The organism is Pseudoalteromonas sp. SR41-4, from assembly GCF_014163985.1.
Taxonomy (GTDB): domain Bacteria; phylum Pseudomonadota; class Gammaproteobacteria; order Enterobacterales; family Alteromonadaceae; genus Pseudoalteromonas; species Pseudoalteromonas rhizosphaerae.
On the sequence record NZ_JACJEI010000010.1, the window covers coordinates 25,537 to 48,306 of the forward strand.

23 protein-coding genes are annotated in these 22,770 nt (G+C 40.2%); 10 read left to right on the plus strand and 13 right to left on the minus strand.

Translation table 11 applies throughout. The features are described 5' to 3' along the window. Positions 1-29 precede the first annotated feature (29 nt). The 5 genes from H5180_RS10050 to rplU form a co-directional block, all read right to left on the minus strand. The gene (locus tag H5180_RS10050; protein WP_145235479.1) at positions 30-407 is read right to left on the minus strand and encodes a DUF3718 domain-containing protein; all 378 of its coding nucleotides are present in this window, start codon (positions 405-407) and stop codon (positions 30-32) included. A 79-nt stretch (positions 408-486) separates the two neighbouring features. Then, positions 487-978, minus strand: a complete 492-nt coding sequence (folA, locus tag H5180_RS10055) for a type 3 dihydrofolate reductase (RefSeq protein WP_182758172.1) — start codon at positions 976-978, stop codon at positions 487-489. A gap of 73 nt (positions 979-1,051) precedes the next feature. Further along, positions 1,052-2,206, minus strand: a complete 1,155-nt coding sequence (gene cgtA, locus H5180_RS10060; protein WP_145235477.1) for an Obg family GTPase CgtA — start codon at positions 2,204-2,206, stop codon at positions 1,052-1,054. 141 nt (positions 2,207-2,347) lie between these two features. Next, the gene (gene rpmA, locus H5180_RS10065; RefSeq protein WP_064665557.1) at positions 2,348-2,605 is read right to left on the minus strand and encodes a 50S ribosomal protein L27; all 258 of its coding nucleotides are present in this window, start codon (positions 2,603-2,605) and stop codon (positions 2,348-2,350) included. A 16-nt stretch (positions 2,606-2,621) separates the two neighbouring features. Beyond that, entirely contained in the window at positions 2,622-2,933 is a 312-nt protein-coding gene (gene rplU / locus H5180_RS10070) for a 50S ribosomal protein L21 (RefSeq protein WP_006794538.1), read from the minus strand. 422 nt (positions 2,934-3,355) lie between these two features. Here rplU and ispB point away from each other — a divergent pair, with 422 nt between their 5' ends. After that, the gene (gene ispB / locus H5180_RS10075) at positions 3,356-4,327 is read left to right on the plus strand and encodes an octaprenyl diphosphate synthase (RefSeq protein ID WP_145235474.1); all 972 of its coding nucleotides are present in this window, start codon (positions 3,356-3,358) and stop codon (positions 4,325-4,327) included. 80 nt (positions 4,328-4,407) lie between these two features. On the opposite strand, the gene mdh is transcribed toward ispB, so the two are convergent. After that, positions 4,408-5,343 (minus strand): malate dehydrogenase, encoded by a 936-nt coding sequence (gene mdh, locus H5180_RS10080; RefSeq protein WP_145235472.1) that lies wholly within the window; start codon positions 5,341-5,343, stop codon positions 4,408-4,410. Positions 5,344-5,567: 224 nt separating this feature from the next. On the opposite strand from mdh, the gene argR reads away from it, so the two are divergent. Further along, positions 5,568-6,035, plus strand: a complete 468-nt coding sequence (gene argR, locus H5180_RS10085) for a transcriptional regulator ArgR (protein WP_145235470.1) — start codon at positions 5,568-5,570, stop codon at positions 6,033-6,035. A gap of 19 nt (positions 6,036-6,054) precedes the next feature. Here the strand turns inward: argR and H5180_RS10090 are convergent, their stop codons facing one another. From H5180_RS10090 to H5180_RS10105, 4 genes are all read right to left on the minus strand, one after another. Continuing rightward, a complete protein-coding gene (locus tag H5180_RS10090) occupies positions 6,055-6,954 on the minus strand; it encodes a Dyp-type peroxidase (RefSeq protein WP_145235468.1) in 900 nt (299 codons plus the stop codon). 64 nt (positions 6,955-7,018) lie between these two features. Then, on the minus strand, positions 7,019-8,068 hold the full coding sequence (locus tag H5180_RS10095) for an ABC transporter ATP-binding protein (RefSeq protein ID WP_182758173.1): 1,050 nt from the start codon (positions 8,066-8,068) through the stop codon (positions 7,019-7,021). Next, entirely contained in the window at positions 8,068-9,699 is a 1,632-nt protein-coding gene (locus H5180_RS10100; RefSeq protein ID WP_145235464.1) for an iron ABC transporter permease, read from the minus strand. The genes H5180_RS10095 and H5180_RS10100 overlap by 1 nt, the downstream gene beginning before the upstream one ends. Further along, positions 9,699-10,703 carry a Fe(3+) ABC transporter substrate-binding protein gene (locus H5180_RS10105; RefSeq protein ID WP_182758174.1) on the minus strand — a complete coding sequence of 335 codons (1,005 nt, stop codon included), beginning with the start codon at positions 10,701-10,703 and terminating at the stop codon, positions 9,699-9,701. Before H5180_RS10105 ends, H5180_RS10100 begins: the two co-directional genes overlap by 1 nt. A 925-nt stretch (positions 10,704-11,628) precedes the next feature. On the opposite strand from H5180_RS10105, the gene rluA reads away from it, so the two are divergent. Together rluA and H5180_RS10115 are read left to right on the plus strand one after the other, a co-directional pair. After that, the gene (gene rluA / locus H5180_RS10110) at positions 11,629-12,282 is read left to right on the plus strand and encodes a bifunctional tRNA pseudouridine(32) synthase/23S rRNA pseudouridine(746) synthase RluA (protein WP_149982086.1); all 654 of its coding nucleotides are present in this window, start codon (positions 11,629-11,631) and stop codon (positions 12,280-12,282) included. Positions 12,283-12,358: 76 nt separating this feature from the next. Continuing rightward, positions 12,359-13,288, plus strand: coding sequence for a DUF3530 family protein (locus tag H5180_RS10115; protein ID WP_145235458.1), 930 nt, complete (start codon positions 12,359-12,361; stop codon positions 13,286-13,288). Here H5180_RS10115 and djlA read toward each other — a convergent pair. The 3 genes from djlA to H5180_RS10130 are packed head-to-tail and all read right to left on the minus strand — an operon-like array spanning position 13,271 to position 15,842. Beyond that, complete coding sequence (gene djlA / locus H5180_RS10120) at positions 13,271-14,143, minus strand: co-chaperone DjlA (protein WP_149982088.1); 873 nt, start codon at positions 14,141-14,143, stop codon at positions 13,271-13,273. The genes H5180_RS10115 and djlA overlap by 18 nt on opposite strands. 23 nt (positions 14,144-14,166) lie before the next feature. Then, positions 14,167-14,838, minus strand: a complete 672-nt coding sequence (murU, locus tag H5180_RS10125; RefSeq protein WP_182758175.1) for an N-acetylmuramate alpha-1-phosphate uridylyltransferase MurU — start codon at positions 14,836-14,838, stop codon at positions 14,167-14,169. After that, on the minus strand, positions 14,838-15,842 hold the full coding sequence (locus H5180_RS10130) for an aminoglycoside phosphotransferase family protein (RefSeq protein WP_182758176.1): 1,005 nt from the start codon (positions 15,840-15,842) through the stop codon (positions 14,838-14,840). The genes murU and H5180_RS10130 overlap by 1 nt, the downstream gene beginning before the upstream one ends. Before the next feature lie 103 nt (positions 15,843-15,945). Between H5180_RS10130 and lptD the strand changes: the two genes are divergently transcribed. The 6 genes from lptD (at position 15,946) to H5180_RS10160 (ending at position 22,718) form a co-directional block, all read left to right on the plus strand. Then, a complete protein-coding gene (gene lptD / locus H5180_RS10135; protein WP_145235450.1) occupies positions 15,946-18,192 on the plus strand; it encodes an LPS assembly protein LptD in 2,247 nt (748 codons plus the stop codon). Between the two features lie 36 nt (positions 18,193-18,228). Next, the gene (gene surA / locus H5180_RS10140; protein WP_145235448.1) at positions 18,229-19,524 is read left to right on the plus strand and encodes a peptidylprolyl isomerase SurA; all 1,296 of its coding nucleotides are present in this window, start codon (positions 18,229-18,231) and stop codon (positions 19,522-19,524) included. Between the two features lie 3 nt (positions 19,525-19,527). Further along, entirely contained in the window at positions 19,528-20,520 is a 993-nt protein-coding gene (gene pdxA / locus H5180_RS10145; RefSeq protein WP_145235446.1) for a 4-hydroxythreonine-4-phosphate dehydrogenase PdxA, read from the plus strand. Continuing rightward, positions 20,517-21,326 carry a 16S rRNA (adenine(1518)-N(6)/adenine(1519)-N(6))-dimethyltransferase RsmA gene (gene rsmA / locus H5180_RS10150; protein WP_145235444.1) on the plus strand — a complete coding sequence of 270 codons (810 nt, stop codon included), beginning with the start codon at positions 20,517-20,519 and terminating at the stop codon, positions 21,324-21,326. Before pdxA ends, rsmA begins: the two co-directional genes overlap by 4 nt. Beyond that, on the plus strand, positions 21,310-21,699 hold the full coding sequence (gene apaG / locus H5180_RS10155) for a Co2+/Mg2+ efflux protein ApaG (protein ID WP_145235442.1): 390 nt from the start codon (positions 21,310-21,312) through the stop codon (positions 21,697-21,699). Before rsmA ends, apaG begins: the two co-directional genes overlap by 17 nt. A gap of 203 nt (positions 21,700-21,902) precedes the next feature. After that, positions 21,903-22,718 (plus strand): symmetrical bis(5'-nucleosyl)-tetraphosphatase, encoded by an 816-nt coding sequence (locus H5180_RS10160; protein WP_145235439.1) that lies wholly within the window; start codon positions 21,903-21,905, stop codon positions 22,716-22,718. Positions 22,719-22,770 lie beyond the last annotated feature (52 nt).

Genomic DNA, 22,770 nt, shown 5'->3' on the forward strand with positions numbered 1-22,770 from the left:
TCGCGGCTTTTTTAATAATTTATTATAACTTATAAACCAGCACGTTCTTTAATAGCTGGTATTAATGCAGAACCGCCATGACCATTTGCTTCGGCCCATGCTATGTCAGCTCCATCTTCTAAAGAGCTTTTAGATAAGTTTTTCACAATGTATTCACCAGTATCAACTGCATTACTGGCAACCGCATGGCGTAGCAAGTTAAGACCATTACATTGTACTGCATCATAAATATTACGAATTTTCACACGTGAGCTTTTTAATTTATCACGTAGACGGTTTTTATCATCCGCAGCTATGTATTCACAGATTGAAACAGCTAACTGATCATCCGCTTTAACTGGCGCGCTAAAAGCAACAGAACCAGAAATAACAGCTGCAGCAATAACGAGTGTTGATAATTTAATCATTTTATACCCTTGTGTAATACTTTATAACTACCTTAGTTGTTTAATATTGTATCAACCTATAAGCTTAACCGCAATAATGTTACTTAACTTTATCCAATGTGACGAATTTATAACCATAAATGTTTTTATCGTCAGGTTGATTATACAGCTCTTCTACAACTTGCCAGTTTGCTGATTGTTCATAATCAGGGAACTGAGTATCCCCTACAACATCAAGGTCAATAAACGTTAAATAAAGTGTATCGGCACTTTTTAAAAATTGTTGATATATATTCCCGCCACCAATCACCATTACCTCATCAGACTCACACAGCAATGAAATTGCGGCTTCAGGAGATGTTACTACATCAACCCCAACTGCAGTATAGTCTGTATTTCGGCTAATAACGATGTTGCGTCGACCAGGTAAAGGGCGACCAATTGACTCAAATGTTTTACGTCCCATGATCACGGGCTTATTCATTGTAACCGCTTTAAAATGCTGTAAATCAGCAGGTAAATGCCATGGCATATCATTATCTTGGCCAATCACTCTATTTTTAGCCATAGCTGCAATCATTGAAATTTTCACATTAAAACCCAATACTTTTTTATTATAAAAAGAAAAAGGAGCACCAGCTCCTTTTAAAATATTTTACTTTAGTCTAACGCTCATAGACAACTTCAACGTCATAATCGTCATCATCCCAACTATCCCAGTCGTCGTCATCATTCTTCTTAGTGGCATCTTTATGATAAGTATCCCATTTGAATTCAACTTCTTCATCTTCAACTGGTACAAACTTTTCTTTTGGCATGCTATCAAGTAGCGTCATGATGTTATGAATTAATGGCTGAGTATTTAGCTTATTAATTGCAGAAATATGATAAATATTTTCAGTCTCGCCTAACTCTTCAGCGATTTGCTCACATAGCTCCTGAGCTTCATCTTCAGGCAATAAGTCTATTTTATTAAAGACTAACCAACGTGGTTTTTCAGCCAGCTTCGGGCTGTACTGATGCAACTCATTGATGATCGCAAATGCATTATCTACTGGGTTTGAACCATCGGCAGGCATAACATCGATAATATGCAGTAATACACGGCAACGCTCTAAATGTTTCAAGAAGCGAATACCCAAGCCAGCGCCATCAGAGGCACCTTCAATTAACCCTGGAATATCTGCAATAACAAATGATTTATTTGCTTCTGGACGTACCACACCTAAATTTGGAATCAGCGTAGTAAATGGGTAATCAGCTACTTTTGGTTTCGCTGCCGATACACTACGAATAAAAGTAGACTTACCTGCATTTGGCAAACCTAATAAACCAACATCAGCTAATAATAATAGCTCTAGTTTAAGGTTACGTACTTCACCCGGTGTGCCTAATGTTTTTTGACGAGGCGCTCGGTTAGTACTTGATTTAAAACGCGCATTCCCCAAGCCGTGGAAACCGCCTTTTGCAACCAAAATTCTTTGACCATGTTGAGTTAAATCACCAAGACCTTCTTGGGTATCAACATCCATGATCCGAGTACCTACAGGCACCATCACATATAAGTCATCAGCCTTTTTACCGGTACAGTTACGACTGCGGCCATTAGTACCACGTTCAGCTCTATGAAAACGCTCAAACTGATAATCGATTAGGGTATTTAAGTTTTCATCAGCTTGTAGATAAACACTACCACCATCTCCACCGTCACCGCCGTCTGGTCCACCATCTGGGACATATTTTTCACGACGGAAAGATACGATGCCGCTGCCACCGTCTCCAGCTTCTGCGCGAATTTCTACTTCATCTACAAACTTCATGATTACTCACTTTAGGGATTGGCTTGTTAATTTCACTATTATATACCTAAGCCAAGCTGATTGCAGGCTTGGCTTAGGTATATATTTATTTTCAAAACAAAAAACCCCGCAAAGGCGGGGTTTTTTAAGAACCGATTCTGATTACTCAGATACGATGCTTACGTATTTACGGTTTAAAGGACCTTTTTGTTCAAACTGAACTTTACCATCTGCTTTTGCGAAGATAGTGTGGTCTTTACCGATACCTACGTTTGTGCCAGCATGGAATTTAGTTCCACGTTGACGAACAATGATGCTACCCGCTAGAACTGATTCGCCACCAAAACGCTTAACACCAAGGCGTTTGCTTTCTGAATCGCGACCGTTACGAGTACTACCAGCTGCTTTTTTATGTGCCATTTCTAAGTACCTCTAATTAAGCGCTAATGCCAGTGATTTTAACTTCTGTGAACCATTGACGATGGCCCATTTGCTTACGAGAATGCTTACGGCGTCTAAATTTAACAACCTTAATCTTCTCACCGCGACCATGTGAAACAACCTCAGCTGTTATTTTACCACCGTTTACGAACGGTACACCGATCTCGATTTTCTCACCATCAGCAACTAAAAGTACTGAATCAAATTCAACTGCTGCACCAGTCTCAACGTCTAATTTCTCAAGACGAATTGTTTGACCTTCAGTCACACGGTGCTGTTTACCACCACTTTGGAAAACCGCGTACATAATTAACTCCGTCTGTGCGCCCTCAAATCGACGCAACTAAAATATTATTCAATAGGGCGCGAAGTTTACGCTAATGTGCAAAAACTAGCAAGCCTGTTTTATTAATTAAATGAATAAAAAATAGCTGCATTGAAGGCGATTCAATATTTTCACCTATTTTATATTAAATTGGCATTATGCCAAGCCTTTTTAGCGTTTCATGACAAATAAATTACACCACGAACAAACACGCACTAAGAATAAAAAACAACCATGTTGAATTAACGTAAATTTTCTCAAATAAAAAAGTTATCTTTCCAAATTAAGGCTAAATTAAGCTGCTTAACCGTGTTTTTTCAGCGAATCGTCACAAACTGTCGAGCAAAGCTGTTTTTTGTTGTACAATCAGCCCCGTATACCCATTAAAATTGGCTCGGAGATCAATGGATATAAAAGCTATCCAGGCGTTAATCGAAAACGATATGAATGACGTCAATCAACTAATTTACGCGCAAATGCGCTCTGATGTAGCATTAGTCAATCAACTAGGCTTATATATAGTAAACAGCGGCGGCAAGCGTGTTCGCCCTATGTTGGCTATTTTAGCGGCTAAAGCACTTGGCTATGAAGGCAAAGATCATGTTACTTTAGCAACTATTGTTGAATTTATTCACACAGCTACATTACTGCATGATGATGTCGTTGATGAATCAAATTTACGCAGAGGAACACCGACAGCAAATGCTGAGTTTGGTAATGCAGCCAGCGTACTTGTTGGTGACTTTATCTACACCCGCTCATTTCAGCTGATGGTTGGTATTGGTAAAATGCAAGTTATGCAAATACTCGCTGATGCAACCAACGTGATTGCGGAAGGTGAAGTGCTGCAATTAATGAACTGTAACGACCCTGATACCACCGAAGATAGCTACATGCAGGTAATTTATTCTAAAACAGCTAAATTATTTGAAGCTGCAACAGGCCTTGCTGCGATTATTACCGAAAAAGACGACTCTACGCTGCAAGCGCTTAATCTTTATGGTATGCATTTAGGAACCGCTTTTCAATTGGTGGATGACGTACTTGATTACAATGCTGATGCTGAGCAGTTAGGTAAAAACATCGGTGATGATCTGGCCGAAGGCAAACCTACCCTGCCACTACTTTATGCTATGCGCCACGGTAATGCTGAGCAAGTACAGTTGATCCGTGATGCCATTGAGCACAGTAATGGTATGGACCACTTAGAAGCTATTCTAAGTGCCCTCAATGAAACCAAAGCACTTGAGTTTACGATGAATAAAGCCAACGAAGAAGCTGATAAAGCGATTGCGTGTTTATCTGTATTAGATGAATCACCGTATAAAGAAGCACTCGTTAGCTTGGCTCGTATTGCCGTTGATCGTAATCACTAATAAACACCTAATGTATAAAAATCCTTCGAGCATAAAAAAGCCTGCAAATGCAGGCTTTTTTGTATCAATCGACTTAGCAATTAAGCGTTGATGAAATCAACACCTTCTTGGATGTCTTTTTTCAGCGTATCAAGCATGTCGTTTTTAGCTTGCTCTTCAAATGCGCTTAGTTCACCGTAAGAAAGAATTTCTTCTACGCCGTTTTTACCTAAACGTACTGGGTGTGCAAAGTATGCAGCATCGCCATTTTCAACAGCAACGTAAGCGTAATCTACAACGTCTTCACCTTGTAAGCCTTTAACTAAAGACATACAAAAACGTGCAGCAGCAGCGCCCATTGATAATGTTGCAGAACCACCGCCCGCTTTTGCATTTACTACTTCAGTACCTGCATTTTGGATACGTGGAGTAAGTGCAGCAACTTCTTCATCAGTGAAAGTAACGCCTTCAACTTGAGATAGTAACGGAAGGATTGTTGTGCCTGAGTGACCACCAATTACTGGTACTTTCACAGTTGCAACGTCAACACCTTTAAGCTCAGCTACAAATGCTTCTGAACGGATCACATCAAGAGTGGTAATACCGAAAACACGTTTCGCGTCGTAAGTACCTGCTTTTTTGAATACTTCCGCAACAATTGGCACAGTGCCATTTACTGGGTTAGTGATAATACCCACTAATGCTTTTGGACAGTTAGCAACAATACCTTCTGCTAATGTTTTGATAATACCAGCATTAACATTAAATAAATCAGCGCGGTCCATACCAGGCTTACGTGGCATACCAGCAGGGATAAGAACGATATCACAACCAGTTAACGCTTGATCTAGTGCATCAACACCAAAGCCTGCAACTTTAACGTCAGTTGGGATATGAGAAAGATCAACAGCAACACCAGGAACAACTGGAGCAACATCATAAAGTGATAATTCAGAACCAGCTGGTAAGCCTGTTTTTAATAATAAAGACAACGCTTGGCCGATACCGCCAGCAGCACCTAATACAGCAACTTTCATTGGAATTCTCCGTAATTTGAGGTAGGAAATATTTGTGGCTCTAAAGATAATGAAATTAACGACTAAAGACAAATTTATCCTGCTTATTTCACATATAATTTAGACCATAGTTGTAAACTTGCTGGTTTACAGCACTAAAATCCATCGCAAAAGCAAACAACTACTGCATAAGTATGCAACATTGTGTACAATTAGCGCATCACTTATGAATAAGAACCTATAATATGCAACCACAAGATAAACAAGAAGCATTAGTAAAGGCCTTTAAGGCACTTTTAAAAGAAGAAAACTTTGGTTCACAAGGTGAGATTGTTGACGCCCTAAAAGAGCAAGGCTTTGATAATATTAGTCAAAGTAAGGTGTCGCGGATGTTAAGCAAGTTTGGCGCGGTACGCACTCGTAATGCCAAACAAGAAATGGTCTATTGTTTGCCTGCTGAAATGGGCGTACCTACAGCGAAAAGCCCATTACGTCAGTTAGTGATTGATATAATGCATAACGAAATGATGATCATTATTCGAACCAGCCCAGGAGCTGCACAATTAATTGCTCGACTATTAGATTCATTAGGTAAAGCAGATGGCGTACTAGGTACCATTGCTGGTGACGATACTATTTTTATCGCTCCAGCTAAAGTATCTGAAATTGATGTAACTCTTGAACGTGTGCGTATTTTATTTGATACGGTATAAATCTACCGATTCAAACTTTTTACAGCTGCTTTAAAAAGTTAATTGATGGGGCAAAAAACGCAGAACCCATATCGGCTTGAGTAAAATCAAGCCAATGATCGTAGCAATCGGCATCACCTAATCGACTTCGTAATACTTGCTCAAATGCATTTCCCTGTGCTGCATAACTAATCGCTAATATACCCTGTTCGTAAACGTCACCATAAGGCATGTTTTGATTTAATTGCAGTGGTTGCCCTTGCTCATCTTTTAACTCAGTGCGTACAGCATGACTATTCTCAGTCGCAGGCATAATCAAGGTATTATCTAAGCGAGTGCGTCCCATTATTTGCTCTTGCTCACTCAGAGGTAAATTTTGCCACACACTTAAGTCATGCTTATAGCGCTGTATATGTACGTAACTGCCTTGATCTTCAAAATGGTTGGGTTTATTGATTAACGCTGTGATGCGCTTTTGGCGACCATGAGGAGTGTCACCACCGAGTATAAAACCATTAAAATCGCGACCATCTAAAAATCGAAAGTTTCGCACTTGCTCAACCAATTCAACATCGGGGGCAAATAACTTAAGAATTTGCAAAGCAAATAAATGGTTTACATCTTCCCTATCGGAACGAATTTGGACAAATAAATCAAAAGGCTGAGCCCCCATAATATGATCATTATGAGGAATATTAGGAAAGCTCTGTAATTCACTAGGCAGAAATTCAGGCAGAATGTGCGGCCAATACTGTGCCCCCACTGCAACTAGGCTGGAGAGCATCGATTCAGAAAACTGATCAGAAAACTCATCTTGGATAGCGCTAACGTATTTTAACTTTTTGCGTAATGACTCATCGTGGCCATCAAATACATTAAAAAACAAATGTAAACCGTGCAAGTTTGCCTCAGCACAAATTCCAGATTGCGCTTGCGCCATGGTATTTCCTTAACTCAAAATCTCATACACGGCGTTTTTAATGAAATTAAAAATACTAAAGCACTTAATCTGCGAAAAAGTTAACCGTGTGTGGTGTTATTTTTATTGTCACCTGTTCATTTGCTAAAAATGAGTGGCCCAACTGAGCAGCAACTTCAATTTCTTGTCCATCAACCATAACCTTATACACAAAATGCGAACCAACAAAACGACTGTTTAAAATAGTCACCGTATTTGCACTACAGCCTTGTGATTGAAAAGGTATTAACTCAAGATGGTGTGGGCGAACATAAAGTTTCCCAACTTGCTTAACATGACGATGCGTAACTAATGACTCAACACATCCGAAAGCAGTATGATATTCAGTTGCTGTTAATACTTCTGCATCTAAGTATATGCCCTGACCAAGAAATTCTGCAACTACCTTTGAGCTTGGAGCACTAAATAGCTGCTCAGACGTACCTTGTTGAGCAATTTTCCCACAGTGCATTACCGCTAATGTATCAGCAAACGCAAATGCCTCTTCTTTTGAATGAGTAACAAATACAGCTGATACTTGCTGGGTTTTAATAATACGACGAATATCTGCAATTAACTCAAACCGTACTTGCGTATCAATATTGGAAAACGGTTCATCTAATAACAATAAACTAGGTTTATAAGCCAGTGCCCTAGCAATTGCCACTCGCTGCTGCTGACCCCCAGATAACTGATGCGGGAAACGTTCTGCACAATTAATTAAATGCACTAACTCAAGCATTTCAGCAACGCGCTTTAACTTATCCGCTTTTGTCATCTTGGTTAAGCCAAAGGCAATATTATCAGCCACAGTTAAATGTGGAAATAGCGCATAATCTTGAAACATCATGCCAATATTTCGATACTCTGGCGCTAAAAAAGTATGCTCATCACTGACTAACTTACTATCAATAAATACTTTTCCTTGCTTTGCTTTAATCAGCCCAGCAATAGCTTTTAATGTGGTGGTTTTTCCACAGCCACTAGCACCGAGTAAACACACTATTTCATCTTGTGCGACAGTTAAATCTAAGTGCTCAATCACGGATGTGCCGTTGTATTGATACGATAAATTTTCTAATACTAAACTGCTCATTAACTGCGTTGCTCCATCGAGCGATTAATAAAGTATAAAGGAATTAACCCCACCAAAACAATTGCTAACGCTGAAATAGACGCCAGCTCTAACTGCTCATCACTGACATACTGAAACACATGAGTCGCTAAGGTTTCAAAATTAAATGGCCTTAATAACAATGCGGTAGGTAATTCTTTCATGCATTCAATGAATACCAACAATCCTGCGGTTAAAATACCACGACGTAATAACGGGATATGTACTTTGCGTAGAGTTTGGCCTTGGCTTTTCCCCATTGATTGACTCGCCATATCAAGCGATGGGCTTATCCGCATAAAACTAGCTTCAATTGCACCATGAGCTATAGCGTAAAAGCGCACCACATATGCAAATATAATTGCAAACAAAGTACCGCTCAATAATAGCCCCGGTGTAATACCTATTGGCTCTAACCAAGTATTTAATTTATCGTCTAACAAGGTCAATGGTAACAACACTGCAATAGCGAGTACTGTTCCAGGTAACGCATAACCTGTACTGGCTAATCGCCCAGGTACAAGTGGATATTGCTGCTTAGCAATGCGCTGATAAAATACCACTAACAGACTCAAAATAATGGTGATAATGCTCACGATGGCCGCGACTTTAAAGCTTTGCCATGCATAGAGAAAAAATACGCTATTCCATGCTTGTCCGAAATATGAAATGGCATAACCCATTAACACAGCGACAGGTAATATAAAGGCAAAAAATAACACTGCAATACAAAAGATAGTTGCCAGCCATGCACTTTTGCCCGTTAAGTTATATAGCGCATCACTGTTGACGCTTGGTTGGCGCTCAAATACAGCTTGATTACGACGACTAAAACGCTCCATCGTTAACGCTAAAAACAATATAAGTAACATAATACCTGAAATTTTAGCCGCAGCTGTTAACGAATAATACCCTAACCAAGTATCATAAACCGCTGTAGTTAAAGTACTTACCGCAAAATAATTAACGGTTGCAAAGTCAGCCATTGCTTCCATACTGATCAGCGTCAGTCCAGCCACAATCGCCCCTCGAGCAAGTGGTAAACTAACTTTGAAAAAGCTCTGCTTAGGTGATAATCCCATCAACTGACTCGCCTGCACCAATTTAAATGACTGTTCGCGTAATGCAGTTTTAAAAATCAAATACAAATAAGGATAAAGCACTAAGGCAATCATAATAATCGCACCAGATAAAGTACGAATATCAAAAAACCAATAATCATTAGGTGATTGCCAACCAAACCATTCGCGTAACCCTATTTGCACCGGACCGGCATAATCAAACAGATCAGTGTAAACGTAAGCAATAATATAGGTCGGCATCGCAAGGGGCAGCATAAGCGCCCACTCAAACTGTTTACGGCCGGGAAAATCACAATAAGCGGTTAACCAGCCAAGCGGAAGGGCAATAATACAACTGACAACGCCAACACCCAAAATAAGTAACAGTGTATTGCGGGTATAATCCCATAGCACGGTATCCCAGAGGTGGCTAAATACGTCAGAATCGCCTTGTAGTGATTCGAACAATAAAAAACACAATGGGGTTATCAACACTATGCCAATAACCCACGCGAATAACTGCCATCGCGACAGTGAAAATTTTAAACTCATTAAAGGTCGAACTTCACCTCATCAATTAGCTTAAGTGCTAAAGGACGATATTTGCTAATTTCATCAAGCGCTAAGCTATCTTCCTTAAAGCTACCCCATGATGCTACCAAGCTTGATAATTCAACGCCCAGTCTTACTGGATATTCCATATTGACCGAAGCGTACATATTTTGCGCCATATTGTCGGTCATAAACTCGATTAGTTTCAAGGCATTTTCAGGATTTTTAGCGTACTTGGTCATAACTACACCAGATACGTTAATATGTGAGCCTCTGTTATCTTGATTCGGAAAGTTAATATGTACGGCATCAGCCCATGGTTTTTGCTCGGGATCTTCCATCATCTTACCAAAGTAATAACTATTACCGATCGCTAAATCACATAAGCCTTCTTTTACTGCCTTTACTTGCCCGCGGTCATTACCTTGAGGTTTACGAACTAAATTTGCTTTCACACCTTCAAGCCATTTTTTAGTTTCTGCTTCACCATGGTGTGCAATCATTGAAGCGACCAAGCCTAAATTATATGGGTGCTTACCCGAACGGGTGCAAATTTTGCCTTTGTATTTAGGATCGGCTAATTCTTCATAGCTTAAATGCGCTAATGCACCTATGCGCTCTTTTGATGAATAAACGTTACGCACCCGCTTAGTTAATGCAACCCATTGTCCTTCAACATCACGAAACTTAGCCGGTACATTACTATTAACGGTTTCACTATTAATTGTTTGGGTTAAATCTAATTCATCTAGCTGCACTAAATCACTAAAATTAGAGGTTAAGACTAAATCAGCTTGGCTATGCTTTCCTTCACGCTTAACACGCTCTATTAATCCTTTTTTAGCAAACACCACATTTGTTTTAATGCCTGTTTGCTTAGTAAAATCATCTAATATTGGCTGAATTAAAAACGGTTGTCGAAAAGAGTAAATATTTACTGCTTCATCTGCAAACACAGGGGTTGTTAACACTAAGCCAACTAAAGCTGCTAATGTCTTTTTCATAAATCGCTTCCAACTAAATAATAACTATTATCATGTAATGATAACTTGCTCCTTGAAAAAGTGCACTTATTAAATCTTAATCAATGATGACCATGCCCATAATGGAAATCACTTGTGCGATATATCTCACGGTTATGACAGCTATTGAGTATAAAACATCATAAAAAAAGTCTAAAAACAAACTAACCACATGAAATATAATAACTATTATAAAATTTCAAAATAATGACTGTATTTTCGTTACTGTTTTTAGCCTATTTTGTTTGCAGATACTCTCTATACTTACTTCATCGGTTAAGCAGTGACGCTTAAATGAGTAAACGGACAAGGAATGATTACTCATAAACCTCGAATTAAAGGTTACGTTAGGAAAAAATGGATTCACGGACAGGCTCAGGATGAGTAGCACTAAGGATAGTAAATACACGGACAGCGTCAAGATGATGCGAAAAGGAATAACAACAGGGCTCGCAAGAGAGTTGTTAGACAGGATGTTATAAAAGCGGACAGATGGACAGGCCCTAAAGGGTATCACAATGGAACTGTTAACTAAGGGATAGCATCAGGACGATGCGTAAAGGACCGGTAATAGAGATTATCAAAAAGGATCAAAAGGAAGCACATAGGACAGAGGCACGGATAGCCTATATCACGCAGAACGAATAAGTAACAGTGTGATCACATGGATTAGTAAAGTTTAGGAGTTGATTAAGTTCAATTGCAGGATGCAGAAAATTAGAAGATTCCGCAAGCGCGACTAGCGATAGTTCGCGCTTTTCTTTTGCCCAAAAATACCCTTTGCTTAACGACTACTTGCCAATTAACTCGCTCATTAATACTCTCGCGTCTAATCTAATACGTTATTGATTGTGTATAAGCGATGACTTCTCTAAAATAGCGCGCTCATAAATCATTGAGGTCGGCCGTGTTAATTAACTACAATCCTCCATTAGATCCGTATTTAACCATTTTATTTCAAGATGATGATTTACTGATCGTCAACAAGCCCAGTGAACTTTTGACTGTGCCGGGAAAAGATCCTAAACACGCCGATTGTTTGATAGCTCGCGTTAACCGTGTTTTTCCTACGGCAAAAATAGTTCACCGCTTAGATATGGCAACCTCTGGAATTATTTGTTTAGCAATGCATAAAGCGGCTCATCGTCATTTAAGTATGCAGTTTCAAGAACGCCAAACTGCAAAGCGCTATATTGCACGAGTGTACGGTAAATTAGAGCCATTAACGGGATCAGTCAATTTGCCACTGATCTGTGATTGGCCAAACCGCCCTAAGCAAATGGTTGATCATGACAAGGGGAAGCCCTCTTTAACTCATTACACTGTACTGGAGCATGAGTTGCACGCCACTCGTGTGGAACTTACCCCTATTACCGGACGCTCACATCAATTACGTGTGCATATGTTGTCATTGGGGCACCCTATTTTAGGCGATAGGCTCTATGCTCACCCTGATGCCCTGGCTGCTGCCCCGCGCTTGCAATTGCACGCACAAATGCTACAGCTCACTCACCCGGGAACAGCACAAATTATGACTTTTGAAGCTGAGCCAGAGTTTTAATTACGAGCTTAAAATCACACTAAACTTTTTGCTGTACACGCCGATAACAACTTATTGATTCATCGTGGTGGTTTATATGGCTATCGGCAAACAGTTTAAAGTATGGCAATTAATTAGTTTGGTTTACGCGACTTTCTTGGCCATGCCAGCCCAAGCAGCCGACTTTATTGCACCCACACCATGGTCAACAATCAGCAGTAATGATTTATCACGCTTAATGCCGCAAGATGAACTAAAACCGCTACTTGCCGGTGATACTGAGTTTTTAAGTTTATATCGCCAACACATGAGTGCCCAGCAGCGCGGTGTGGTGTTGATTATCCCTGATTGGCAACACTTACCTACCAATAACAACGGGCTCAACTTTTTACGTACGCAACTTAACGATTTAGGCTATGCCACAATTGCTATGACGGTACCCGATATTGATTGGCAAGCAGCGCCATCTGCGGATGCAAGTGAAACAACTGAACCTGCAGCGGCTAAGCAAACTACAAGTTTAGACAATGGCGAACCATCAGCTGACACAGCTACTCCTGTTGTACATGTTGATGCTATCGCTCATATAAGCAATGCGATAATAGATAATTATAAACTCAACTTAATTGCACGCTTTAATGCGTTGTATCAAAGTGCATTGGATGAAGATGGAAAAATTGTTGTTATTGCACAAGGTGCCTCTGCTGGAGTATTGCTCGAACACTATGGCGAATATCCAAATACCAACATAGATGCATTTGTCAGCCTTAGCAGTTATTTACCAAACAGTAGACGTAACCAACAACTTAACGCGATTATATCGACTATTAGCCCGCCGTTATTGGATATTTACTACAACATAGATAACCCAGACTTACTGCTGAGTGTGGCGGATAGAAAACGCTGGGTTAAACGTCACAGTAAATATGATTACCGCCAACGTGAGCTGTTTGGTTTGCGCTCTGAGCCTGAGCAACATGAGCGCTTGACCAAAGAAGTAGACGGGTTTTTACGCCGCCTTTTTTAAATATTCGTAAGCGGCTTGAATATCTTGGCTTTTCTTGACTGCCAGTTCCATCATATGTTTAGGTAAACCTTGAGAAACTAATTTATCAGGATGGTGCTGCGCCATTAATTTACGGTACGCTACTTTTACTTCTCGTTCACTCGCCTCATTATTTAGCCCCAGCAAAGCCAGAGCTTGAGTACGGCTCATGCCACTATTTGGCGGTACATGATGCCCTGAGCCTTCACGATAACTACTGCTTTGCCCTTGTTGACGTTGTTGCTGCTGTTGATAGCGTTGTTGTTGCTGACGAAATGAAAATTCAGCTTGGTAACGTTTAAGTACAAATGCAAAGTGAGTTTTAGAGATCCCTAATAACTTACTTACCTCTTGGAGTAGCTCCTTTTCTTGCGCAGCTAACACCCCATCAGAAAACGCCATTTGGATTTGAATTTCTAAAAACAGTTGTAATAAATCATGGCGACGAGCAAAACGCTCTTTAAAATCGAAAACAGTTTCTTTTAATGAAAAATCAGCGTCTTTTCCCGCTTTAAATGCATCTTGTGCCTCTTTGCGATCATCACCAGTGAGTCCCATTTCATCCATAAATAAACTGGCAGCACGGATGTGGGTTTCGCTTACGCGGCCATTTGACTTAGCAATGTGCCCCATTACTCCAAAACAGCTGGTAAAAAATAACGCTTGGCGCTGATTAATATCATCATCGCCTTTAAATAAGCTTGAAAAGCCGCCGGCTTTATCAAAGTTCTGCTTTAAACTCTTGTCAAACATATGGCCCAGGTATAAGCCTATAAATAAGCCTATAATACGCCCAAACATAAAGCCAAAGCAGGCACCTAAAATTTTACCCCACATGAGGCGCTCCTATTATATGTGAATTACTTAATGAGTTGTTGCTCTATCAACAACTCATTCAATTGAGCTAATCGTTCTGGAGTTCCGATATCGTCCCAGTTACCTATGTACAGCTCCGTAGAGACAACATGCTCAGCCAATTTACTTTTTAATAATGGCCCTAAGCGATGAGTACCCGCTGTAATTCCTGCAAAAAATTGCTGATGAAAGCGACTAATACCAGAAAATGTATACTTGGGGCTATCTGCGCTTAGATGACGCAACGTAAAGTCACCATTTGGGTTGTGGGCTGGATTTTCAACCAACACAATATGTGCCTCGCCCGCATCTAAGTGAATATGCAGTAATGAACTAACATCATAGTCGGTAAATATATCGCCATTAATAACAATAAATTGCTCACCAAGCAAAGGTAAGGCTTGAATAATACCACCTGCAGTTTCTAATCCCTGCTCAGGCTCTTGGCTATACTCAATATGTACACCAAGCCGGCTACCATCGCCAAAGTAAGCACGGATCTTATCTCCTTGCCAAGCAAGGTTAATAATAAAATCAGTGATCCCTGCTGTTTTTAGTCGCTCAATATGATGCTCGATTAATGGTTTTCCTTGCACCTTTAACATAGGTTTAGGTAATTCTGCGGTAAGTGGCATCATTCGCTGACCGCGACCCGCGGCTAAAATCATCGCTTTCATTATTTAGTTGGCACTTTATTAAGTGCGACTAAGGTAGCAGGAATAATCTTACTGCTGATCCATTTACCCAGCTCCACCAACGATGAATGATCTTGCGCCACATCACTAATGTAGCGCAGTGTCGGTAATACATTATCCATATAACCGAGTTTACCATCGCGTAAATTTAACCGGCAAAAAATACCCGCCGCTTTTAAATGGCGTTGAATACCGGTTAAATCAAACCATTGTTTAAAGGTTGCAAAGCTGATGTTACTGAGCAAGCCCTGTTGCTCAAACTCAGCAAATGCATGCTCAAGTAAGTATTCAAGTTCATCGTGAGGAAGTTTAAAATAACAATCACGCAGTAACGATACCAGGTCATAGCATACCGGGCCTTGCACGGCATCTTGATAGTCAATAATTGCCCATTGCTGTTCACTGTGCATAATATTACGGCTATGAAAATCACGGTGTACGGTGACGCTAGGTTGCGCGAGTATATTTTCAATTAATAACTCACAGCTCGTTTGCCATAAAGTACGTTCTGCAGCAGTAACTTCTAGCTCTAAAAATCCCTCTACCAACCATTCTAAAAAAATACTTAGTTCTAATTCTAAAAATGCCCGATCAAAATCTTTCATGTGCTCAACAGGCGGCATTTTTGCCCATTGTGCACTAAGTTTTATAAGGTGTTTATAGTGATTAATACGTTCTTTACCATCTAGCATATCAGCAAGATGTGTGTTGCCTAAATCGCTTAATAAGAAGAACCCTTGCTTTTCATCAGCATGTAATATTTTTGGTAGTTTGAAACCATGCTCAGAAAAAACTTTGTTGAGTTCTATATAAGGAGTGTTATCGAGCTTAGCTGGATCTGAGTCCATAACTATATAGCTATCTTGACCGCGATTTAGACGGAAATAACGACGAAAGCTGGCGTCTCCGGTGATCGCAGCTAGCTGGTATACTTCATCTTCGAAGTGCGGATTTAAAAACTGCTGTAAACTTTTATAACGATTCATTTTACAAGATATCTATTTTTCACTAAGTCAATTACTGTATTTGCCATTGTTTTCCTTTATTATGTCATTCTTACATCCAACGACAGCATATTAAGGTTAATAAATGAGCAAAACCTGGGGCATGATGATGCTAAGTGTGATCAGCGCACCATCGTTCGCCGAAACTGAACTGACACACAACTTTTGTGGCAATTCAATGCAAACCAGAGCTTGGCAACCGCTTGCTGGCCTTGACTTAGGCATGATCGATATCCGTTCAGATGATATTGAACTGCTTGGCACCCAAAGCGCAGAATTTACCGGTAATGTTGATATTAACACCCTTACTATGAGTTTGTCCGCACAAAGTGCGCTAATTGACAAACAGCGTGGGTTACTTAATGCAACTGGCCCTATTACTTACCGTGACACTATCAGTGAAGTAAATAGCTCAGGTCTTAATGCTGATTTAAATAGTTCTGAAATCAGCCTACTTGGTGCCGATTATAAGCTGACGGATCAACAAGCACACGGCGGAGCGGAAAAGCTCACTATTAATAAGTCTGGCTTAGATCTGCTGAACGCAAGCTTTACTACCTGTCCAAGCGATACGCCCGTGTGGGCAATTCAAGCTGAACAAATTTTATTATCCAGTGATGAAGGCTGGGGCGAAACCCATGATATGGTATTGCGTATTATGGATACGCCTGTACTTTATTTACCCTATTTCACTTTCCCAATTGATAATCGCAGAAAGTCGGGCTTATTAACACCCAATATTTCCAGTTCAGATCGCTACGGCGTAGAAACAGTTACTCCATATTATTGGAATATTGCACCAAACTTTGATGCCACGATTACACCACGCTATATGTCTAAAAAAGGCTTGCAGCTGCAAACCGAATTTCGTTATTTGAGTGATAGCAATGAAGGTCTCGTAGCACTTGAATACCTTGACAAAGACGACTCCGAACCAGAACTCAAAGAGCGCTTTCTATTTCACTGGCAACAACAAAGTTATTTTGCCGAAAATTGGCGTGCTAATGTTGATATAACCAACGTCAGCGATGATAACTATCTCACTGATTTGGGTTCTAATTACGCAACACGTACTGACACCCAACTGTACCGTACTGGCTCGTTATCACACTTAGGTGATACTTGGCGTACAGATATAAAAGTACAAAACTTTGAAGTGCTCGGTGATCATGTTGAATCGTATGCGGCGTGGCCACAAATTAGCTTTTCGCAAACAGCACCATTTAGTTTTCAGGATATTGAACTTACCCTAGACGGTGAACTGAGCCACTTTACAAATGACACTCAAGTTATTGAAAAGGCAACTCGTTTACACATCGAACCAAAAGCAAGCTACGGCTACCAAGAGCATGCATGGTCGTTTTTATCTGAATTTAGCGTATTGCACACTAACTATAAGCAAGAAGGTGATTTGGCAAATACTGATTATGCTAAATCAGTATCGCGTACTTTGCCTAAAGTGCGTTTATACAGCCAATTAAACTTTGAGCGTGAAACCACTATCTTCGCTGATGATGGTATTCAAACCTTAGAGCCACAACTGCAGTATTTGTATACACCGAATAAAGATCAATCCAATATAGGTTTATACGATACAACAAAATTACAAGATGATTTTTTTGGTTTATTCCGTGATAGTCGTTTTTCAAGTGTGGATCGTATAGCCGCAGCAAATCAATTTACATTAGGTGCAACCACGCGTTTATTTAATAATAAAAGTGAAGAGTTGTTTAATTTTAGTGCTGGTCAAATATTTTATTTAAGTGACTCAGCCAAGCCAACATCGCAAGGGTTAAACTCAGATACCAACTATAATGCCTTGTTTGCCGCACAAACCATGTTACATTGGCACCGCCGCTGGTATTTATCAGGCGGAATTCAATATGACACCGATGGTAAACAGATTATCCAGTCAAATGTGACCTTAGATTATAAAGGTGACGATAATCAACTCGTTCAATTGAACCATCGCTATGCAAATGATGTCTCAGGCAATACAATCGAACAAGTTGGCTTTTTTACTAGCATTCCGCTCAGTGATCAATGGCAGTTTGTAAGTAGCTATCACCGTGATTTAGAAAACGGTCGTAGTGTCGAGGTGTTCAGCGGATTGCAATATGAATCATGCTGTTGGGCCTTTCAAGTTACCGCCCGTCGCCAAATCGCAACTGATTTAAATCAAGCGATAGGCCAAGAACAAGCCACTTTTGATTCAAGTATTGGATTTAATATTGTCTTAAAAGGGTTAGGTAGTAAAAGCCGTTATGATGCACAAAAATTATTACAACAAGGTATTTTTGGCTATCGTAGACCGTATTTTCTTAATAACTAGTATCACCGTACTATTAGCAAGAGTATTAGAAAAAGTATGAATTTAAAAAAATTATTAGCATCAGCATTTTTGACGCTTGGTTTATGCCAAAGCGCTTTCGCAGCCCCTGTTGAAATAGATAAGGTGGTTGGTATTGTAAACCAAGGGGTTATTTTACAAAGTGAAGTAAACACTATTGTTAACCGCGTAAAAACCCAAGCCAAAGAGCAAGGACAAGAATTACCTTCGGATGATACGCTACGTATTCAAGCAATGGAGCGTTTAGTAAATCAAGCGTTGATGATGCAATTAGCTGAGCGTATGGGGTTAGAAATCTCTGATAGCCAACTGGACCAAACTTTGGTTGGTATGGCGAAAGAGCAAGGCGGAACAATCGCAGACCTACGCCGTACTATTGAATCATCAGGCGAGAGTTTCCAATCTTATCGTGAAGAAATTCGTAAAGAGATCACAACTCAACAAGTAATGCGCGCAAACGTAGACCGTCGTATTTATATTAGCCCACAAGAAGTTGATAATCTCTTAAAAATAATGGAAAGCCAAGGTCAAAATACGGAAGAGTATGACATTGGCCATATCCTCGTTGATATTCCAAATAATGCCACTGCGGATGAAATTGCTAGCGCAAAAACTCGCGCAGATAAAGTTATTGAGTTTTTACAAGACGGGAAAGAATTTAAACGTATCGCCATTTCATCATCAAGTGGTTCAAAAGCACTTGAAGGTGGTCAATTAGGCTGGATGAGCATTAATGAAATGCCATCACTCTTTGCTGAAGCAGTTAAGGGCACCAAAAAAGATGCCATTATAGGCCCGCTTCGTTCAGGCGCTGGTTTTCATATTATTAAAGTTCAAGACATTCGTGGTCGCCAGGTTGTTGAAACAACCGAAGTGCGCTCTCGCCATATCTTAATCAAGCCGTCAATCATCTTAAGCGAAGAAAAAGCCCGCAATATGCTTAATGGCTTTGCTAAAGATTTACGTGCTGGGACTGCTGACTTTGGTGAACTTGCTAAAGAGTATTCAGAAGATCCAGGCTCTGCACTTAAAGGTGGAGAGTACGATTGGACAGATCCTACGACCTATGCGCCACAGTTTAGAGATGCCCTACTATCACTTGATAAAAATGAGATCAGTGACCCGTTTAGAACCACATTTGGTTGGCATATAGTGCAGCTATTAGACAAACGTATAGCTGATAAAACCGAACTAGCTAAACGTAACCGTGCTCACGGCATGCTCTTTAATCGTAAATTTAAAGAAGAAAGCTTTAACTGGCAGCAAGAAATGCGTGAGCAAGCCCATGTTGAAATTTTCCCAATTGATGAATAACCAATGATCCTACGTATTGCAATTACTCCCGGCGAACCTGCCGGGATCGGCCCAGATTTACTGTTGCAACTTGCACAGCATGATTGGCCTGCGCAGCTGGTTGTGATTGCTGATAAGCAATTATTACAACAGCGAGCCAAACAGCTTGGTTTAACAATCAATTTAATTCCATTTGATGAAAATGCACCAGCTGTAATCGCCCCTGCAGGGAGTGTCTATCTGCACCAAGTTGATTTAGGTGCCGACGTTGAGATGGGTGTGTTAAATGATGCCAACGGTCAATACGTACTCGATACCTTGCGTATCGCGTGCGAAAAGAATATGAATGGTACGTTTGCAGCCGTTGTAACTGGTCCTGTTAATAAAGGTATTATCAATAAAGCTGGCATTTCATTTAGTGGCCATACCGAATACTTTGCCCAGCAATCAAACACCCCTGATGTGGTGATGTTATTAGCTACTGAAGGCTTAAGAGTTGCACTAGTGACCACGCACATCCCACTGGCTTATGTATCACGTGCTATTACAAGTGAGCGTTTAAGTAAAGTTGCAGGTATTTTAAACCATGATTTACAAACTAAATTTGGTATCGAAAAACCACGTATTTTAGTCTGTGGGCTTAACCCTCATGCGGGTGAAGATGGCCATTTAGGGCGTGAAGAGATTGACACCATCACCCCAACCATTGAACAGCTAAATAGTGAAGGTATGAATTTAATCGGGCCATTGCCTGCTGACACCTTGTTCCAAGACAAATATCTATCACAAGCTGATGCAGTGCTTGCAATGTATCACGATCAAGGTTTACCTGTGCTAAAATACAAAGGTTTTGGCAAATCAGTTAATATCACCCTTGGTTTGCCGTTTATACGCACCTCAGTTGATCACGGTACGGCGCTCGATTTAGCAGGTACTGGTGATGCTGATGTAGGTAGTTTTGAATTAGCGATCCGCGAAGCAATTAAGCTCGCCCATGAAAAAGCACAAAATCAATGACAGATAAAGTACATTTAGGACACCGCGCCCGCAAACGTTTTGGGCAAAACTTTTTATGTGATGAGATGATCATCGATAAAATCGTCACCGCGATTGATCCTAAACCTGAAGATAATTTAGTTGAAATCGGTCCTGGTCTAGGTGCTATCACTGAACCGGTAAGTGAGCTAAGTGGCCACTTAACGGTTGTTGAACTAGATAAAGATTTAGCCCAGCGCTTAACTGAGCACCCATTTTTAGGGCCTAAGCTTACTGTGCATCAAGGTGATGCGATGAAATTTGATTTTTCAAGTTTGATCAAAGCTGACCGCAACAAACTAAAAGTGTTTGGTAATTTACCATACAATATTTCAACACCATTGCTGTTCCATTTATTTGAGTTTGCCGACAACATTGAGCATATGCACTTTATGCTACAAAAAGAAGTGGTGAAACGCATGGTAGCAGGACCTGGTAGTAAAACATTTGGTCGCTTGAGCGTAATGACACAGTATTACTGTAATGCAATGCCTGTCATCGAAGTACCACCAGAGTGTTTTAAACCAGCACCGAAAGTTGATTCTGCCGTTATTCGTTTAATACCGAAAAAGCCAGAGCAACGTACAGCAAAAAGTACTAAAATTCTTAACACTGTGTGTTTAGAGGCCTTTAATCAGCGCCGCAAAACACTGCGCAACAGCTTAGCTAATTTACTCACCGCAGATGAATTAACTAGCATTGGTATAGATATCACGTTGCGTGCTGAAAGCCTTTCGTTACAACAATTTATTGATATAGCTAATTGGATTTATGACAACAAGCAGTAATTTGGGCTCACCCATCAAAGTATCGGTAGAAACATTTTATGTTGAGGGTCAATCACAACCTGAACTTGATAAATATGTATTTGCTTATTCCGTTACCATTAAAAATCACAGTCTATGCAGCGCAAAGTTAATTAGCCGCTATTGGTTGATCACTGATGCAAATGGTAAAGAAATCGAAGTACAAGGTGAAGGCGTCGTCGGTGAAAAACCAACTATTGGTCCTGGTGAAAGCTATAAATATACCAGTGGTGCAGTGCTAGATACTCCCGTAGGAACGATGCAAGGTTATTACACCTTGAAGAATGAGTTCGGTACAGAGTTTGATGCACCTATTAATGTTTTTCGTTTATCACTGCCTAATATTTTACATTAAATAACCTGAAATCGGGTTAAGATATTTATTAACGCATTGATTTAATGATATAACTAGCCTTTAAGCTGTCCTGTCGGAGATTTTCAGAGATAACAAGGCGAATTTACGCGTCAATAGCTGGCCTATTGCAAGTAGATTCAACGCAGTTAGCGTTGAAAATAGCCACAGGAGATAGATTTATTCTCCCGAATTTAGGTTAAATAATGGCAAATTATGCGATAGGTGATCTACAAGGTTGTTATAAAGAATTTCAAGCTTTGTTGCTGCAAGTTGACTTCAACCCAAGTAAAGACCACCTTTATTTAGTGGGCGACATTGTCGCCCGCGGCCCCGACTCTCTTGCCTGCCTAGATTATTTATATACACATCAAGATAGTATCACCGTTACCTTAGGTAATCATGACTTACATCTGATTGCCAATTATATGTTAGATAAACCCGCTAATCCAAAAGACAAGCTCACCGCCCTGCTTGGTTCAGCAAAACTACCTGCTTATATAGCCATGCTAAAGCAGCAACCATTGGCTCTATGGCTTGAAACAGAACAGGTATTTATTAGCCACGCCGGCCTCAACCCCGCATGGTCCATTGAGCAGGCTCTGCAACATGCTCAATTTGCTGAATCCTGCTATCAAGGTGAGAATGCGCGCGATTTTTTCAAACATATGTATGAGCAGCACCCAGGCCTTTGGAGTGAGCAACTCAATGAGTTTGAGCGATTTCGTTATATTGTTAACTACTTTACCAGAATGCGATTTTTAACCCTTGATGAACAATTAGAGTTAAGCTATAAAGGTAGTATTACTAACGCTACTGCAATGATGCCTTGGTTTGAGCACCCAAAATTTACAACTTTTAAACAGCATATTGTATTTGGACATTGGGCTGCTCTTGAGGGCGTAACTAATCATGCAAATATCCATGCTTTGGATACAGGCTGTGTATGGGGTGGGAAGCTGAGCTTGATGGAGTTAAAAAATAAGCAATACTTTAGCGCTAATTCTACTGATTTCATCTAATTTAACTGAAAAATTAATCATCTTCTGTTAGATTTATAGTAACGAATGTTAA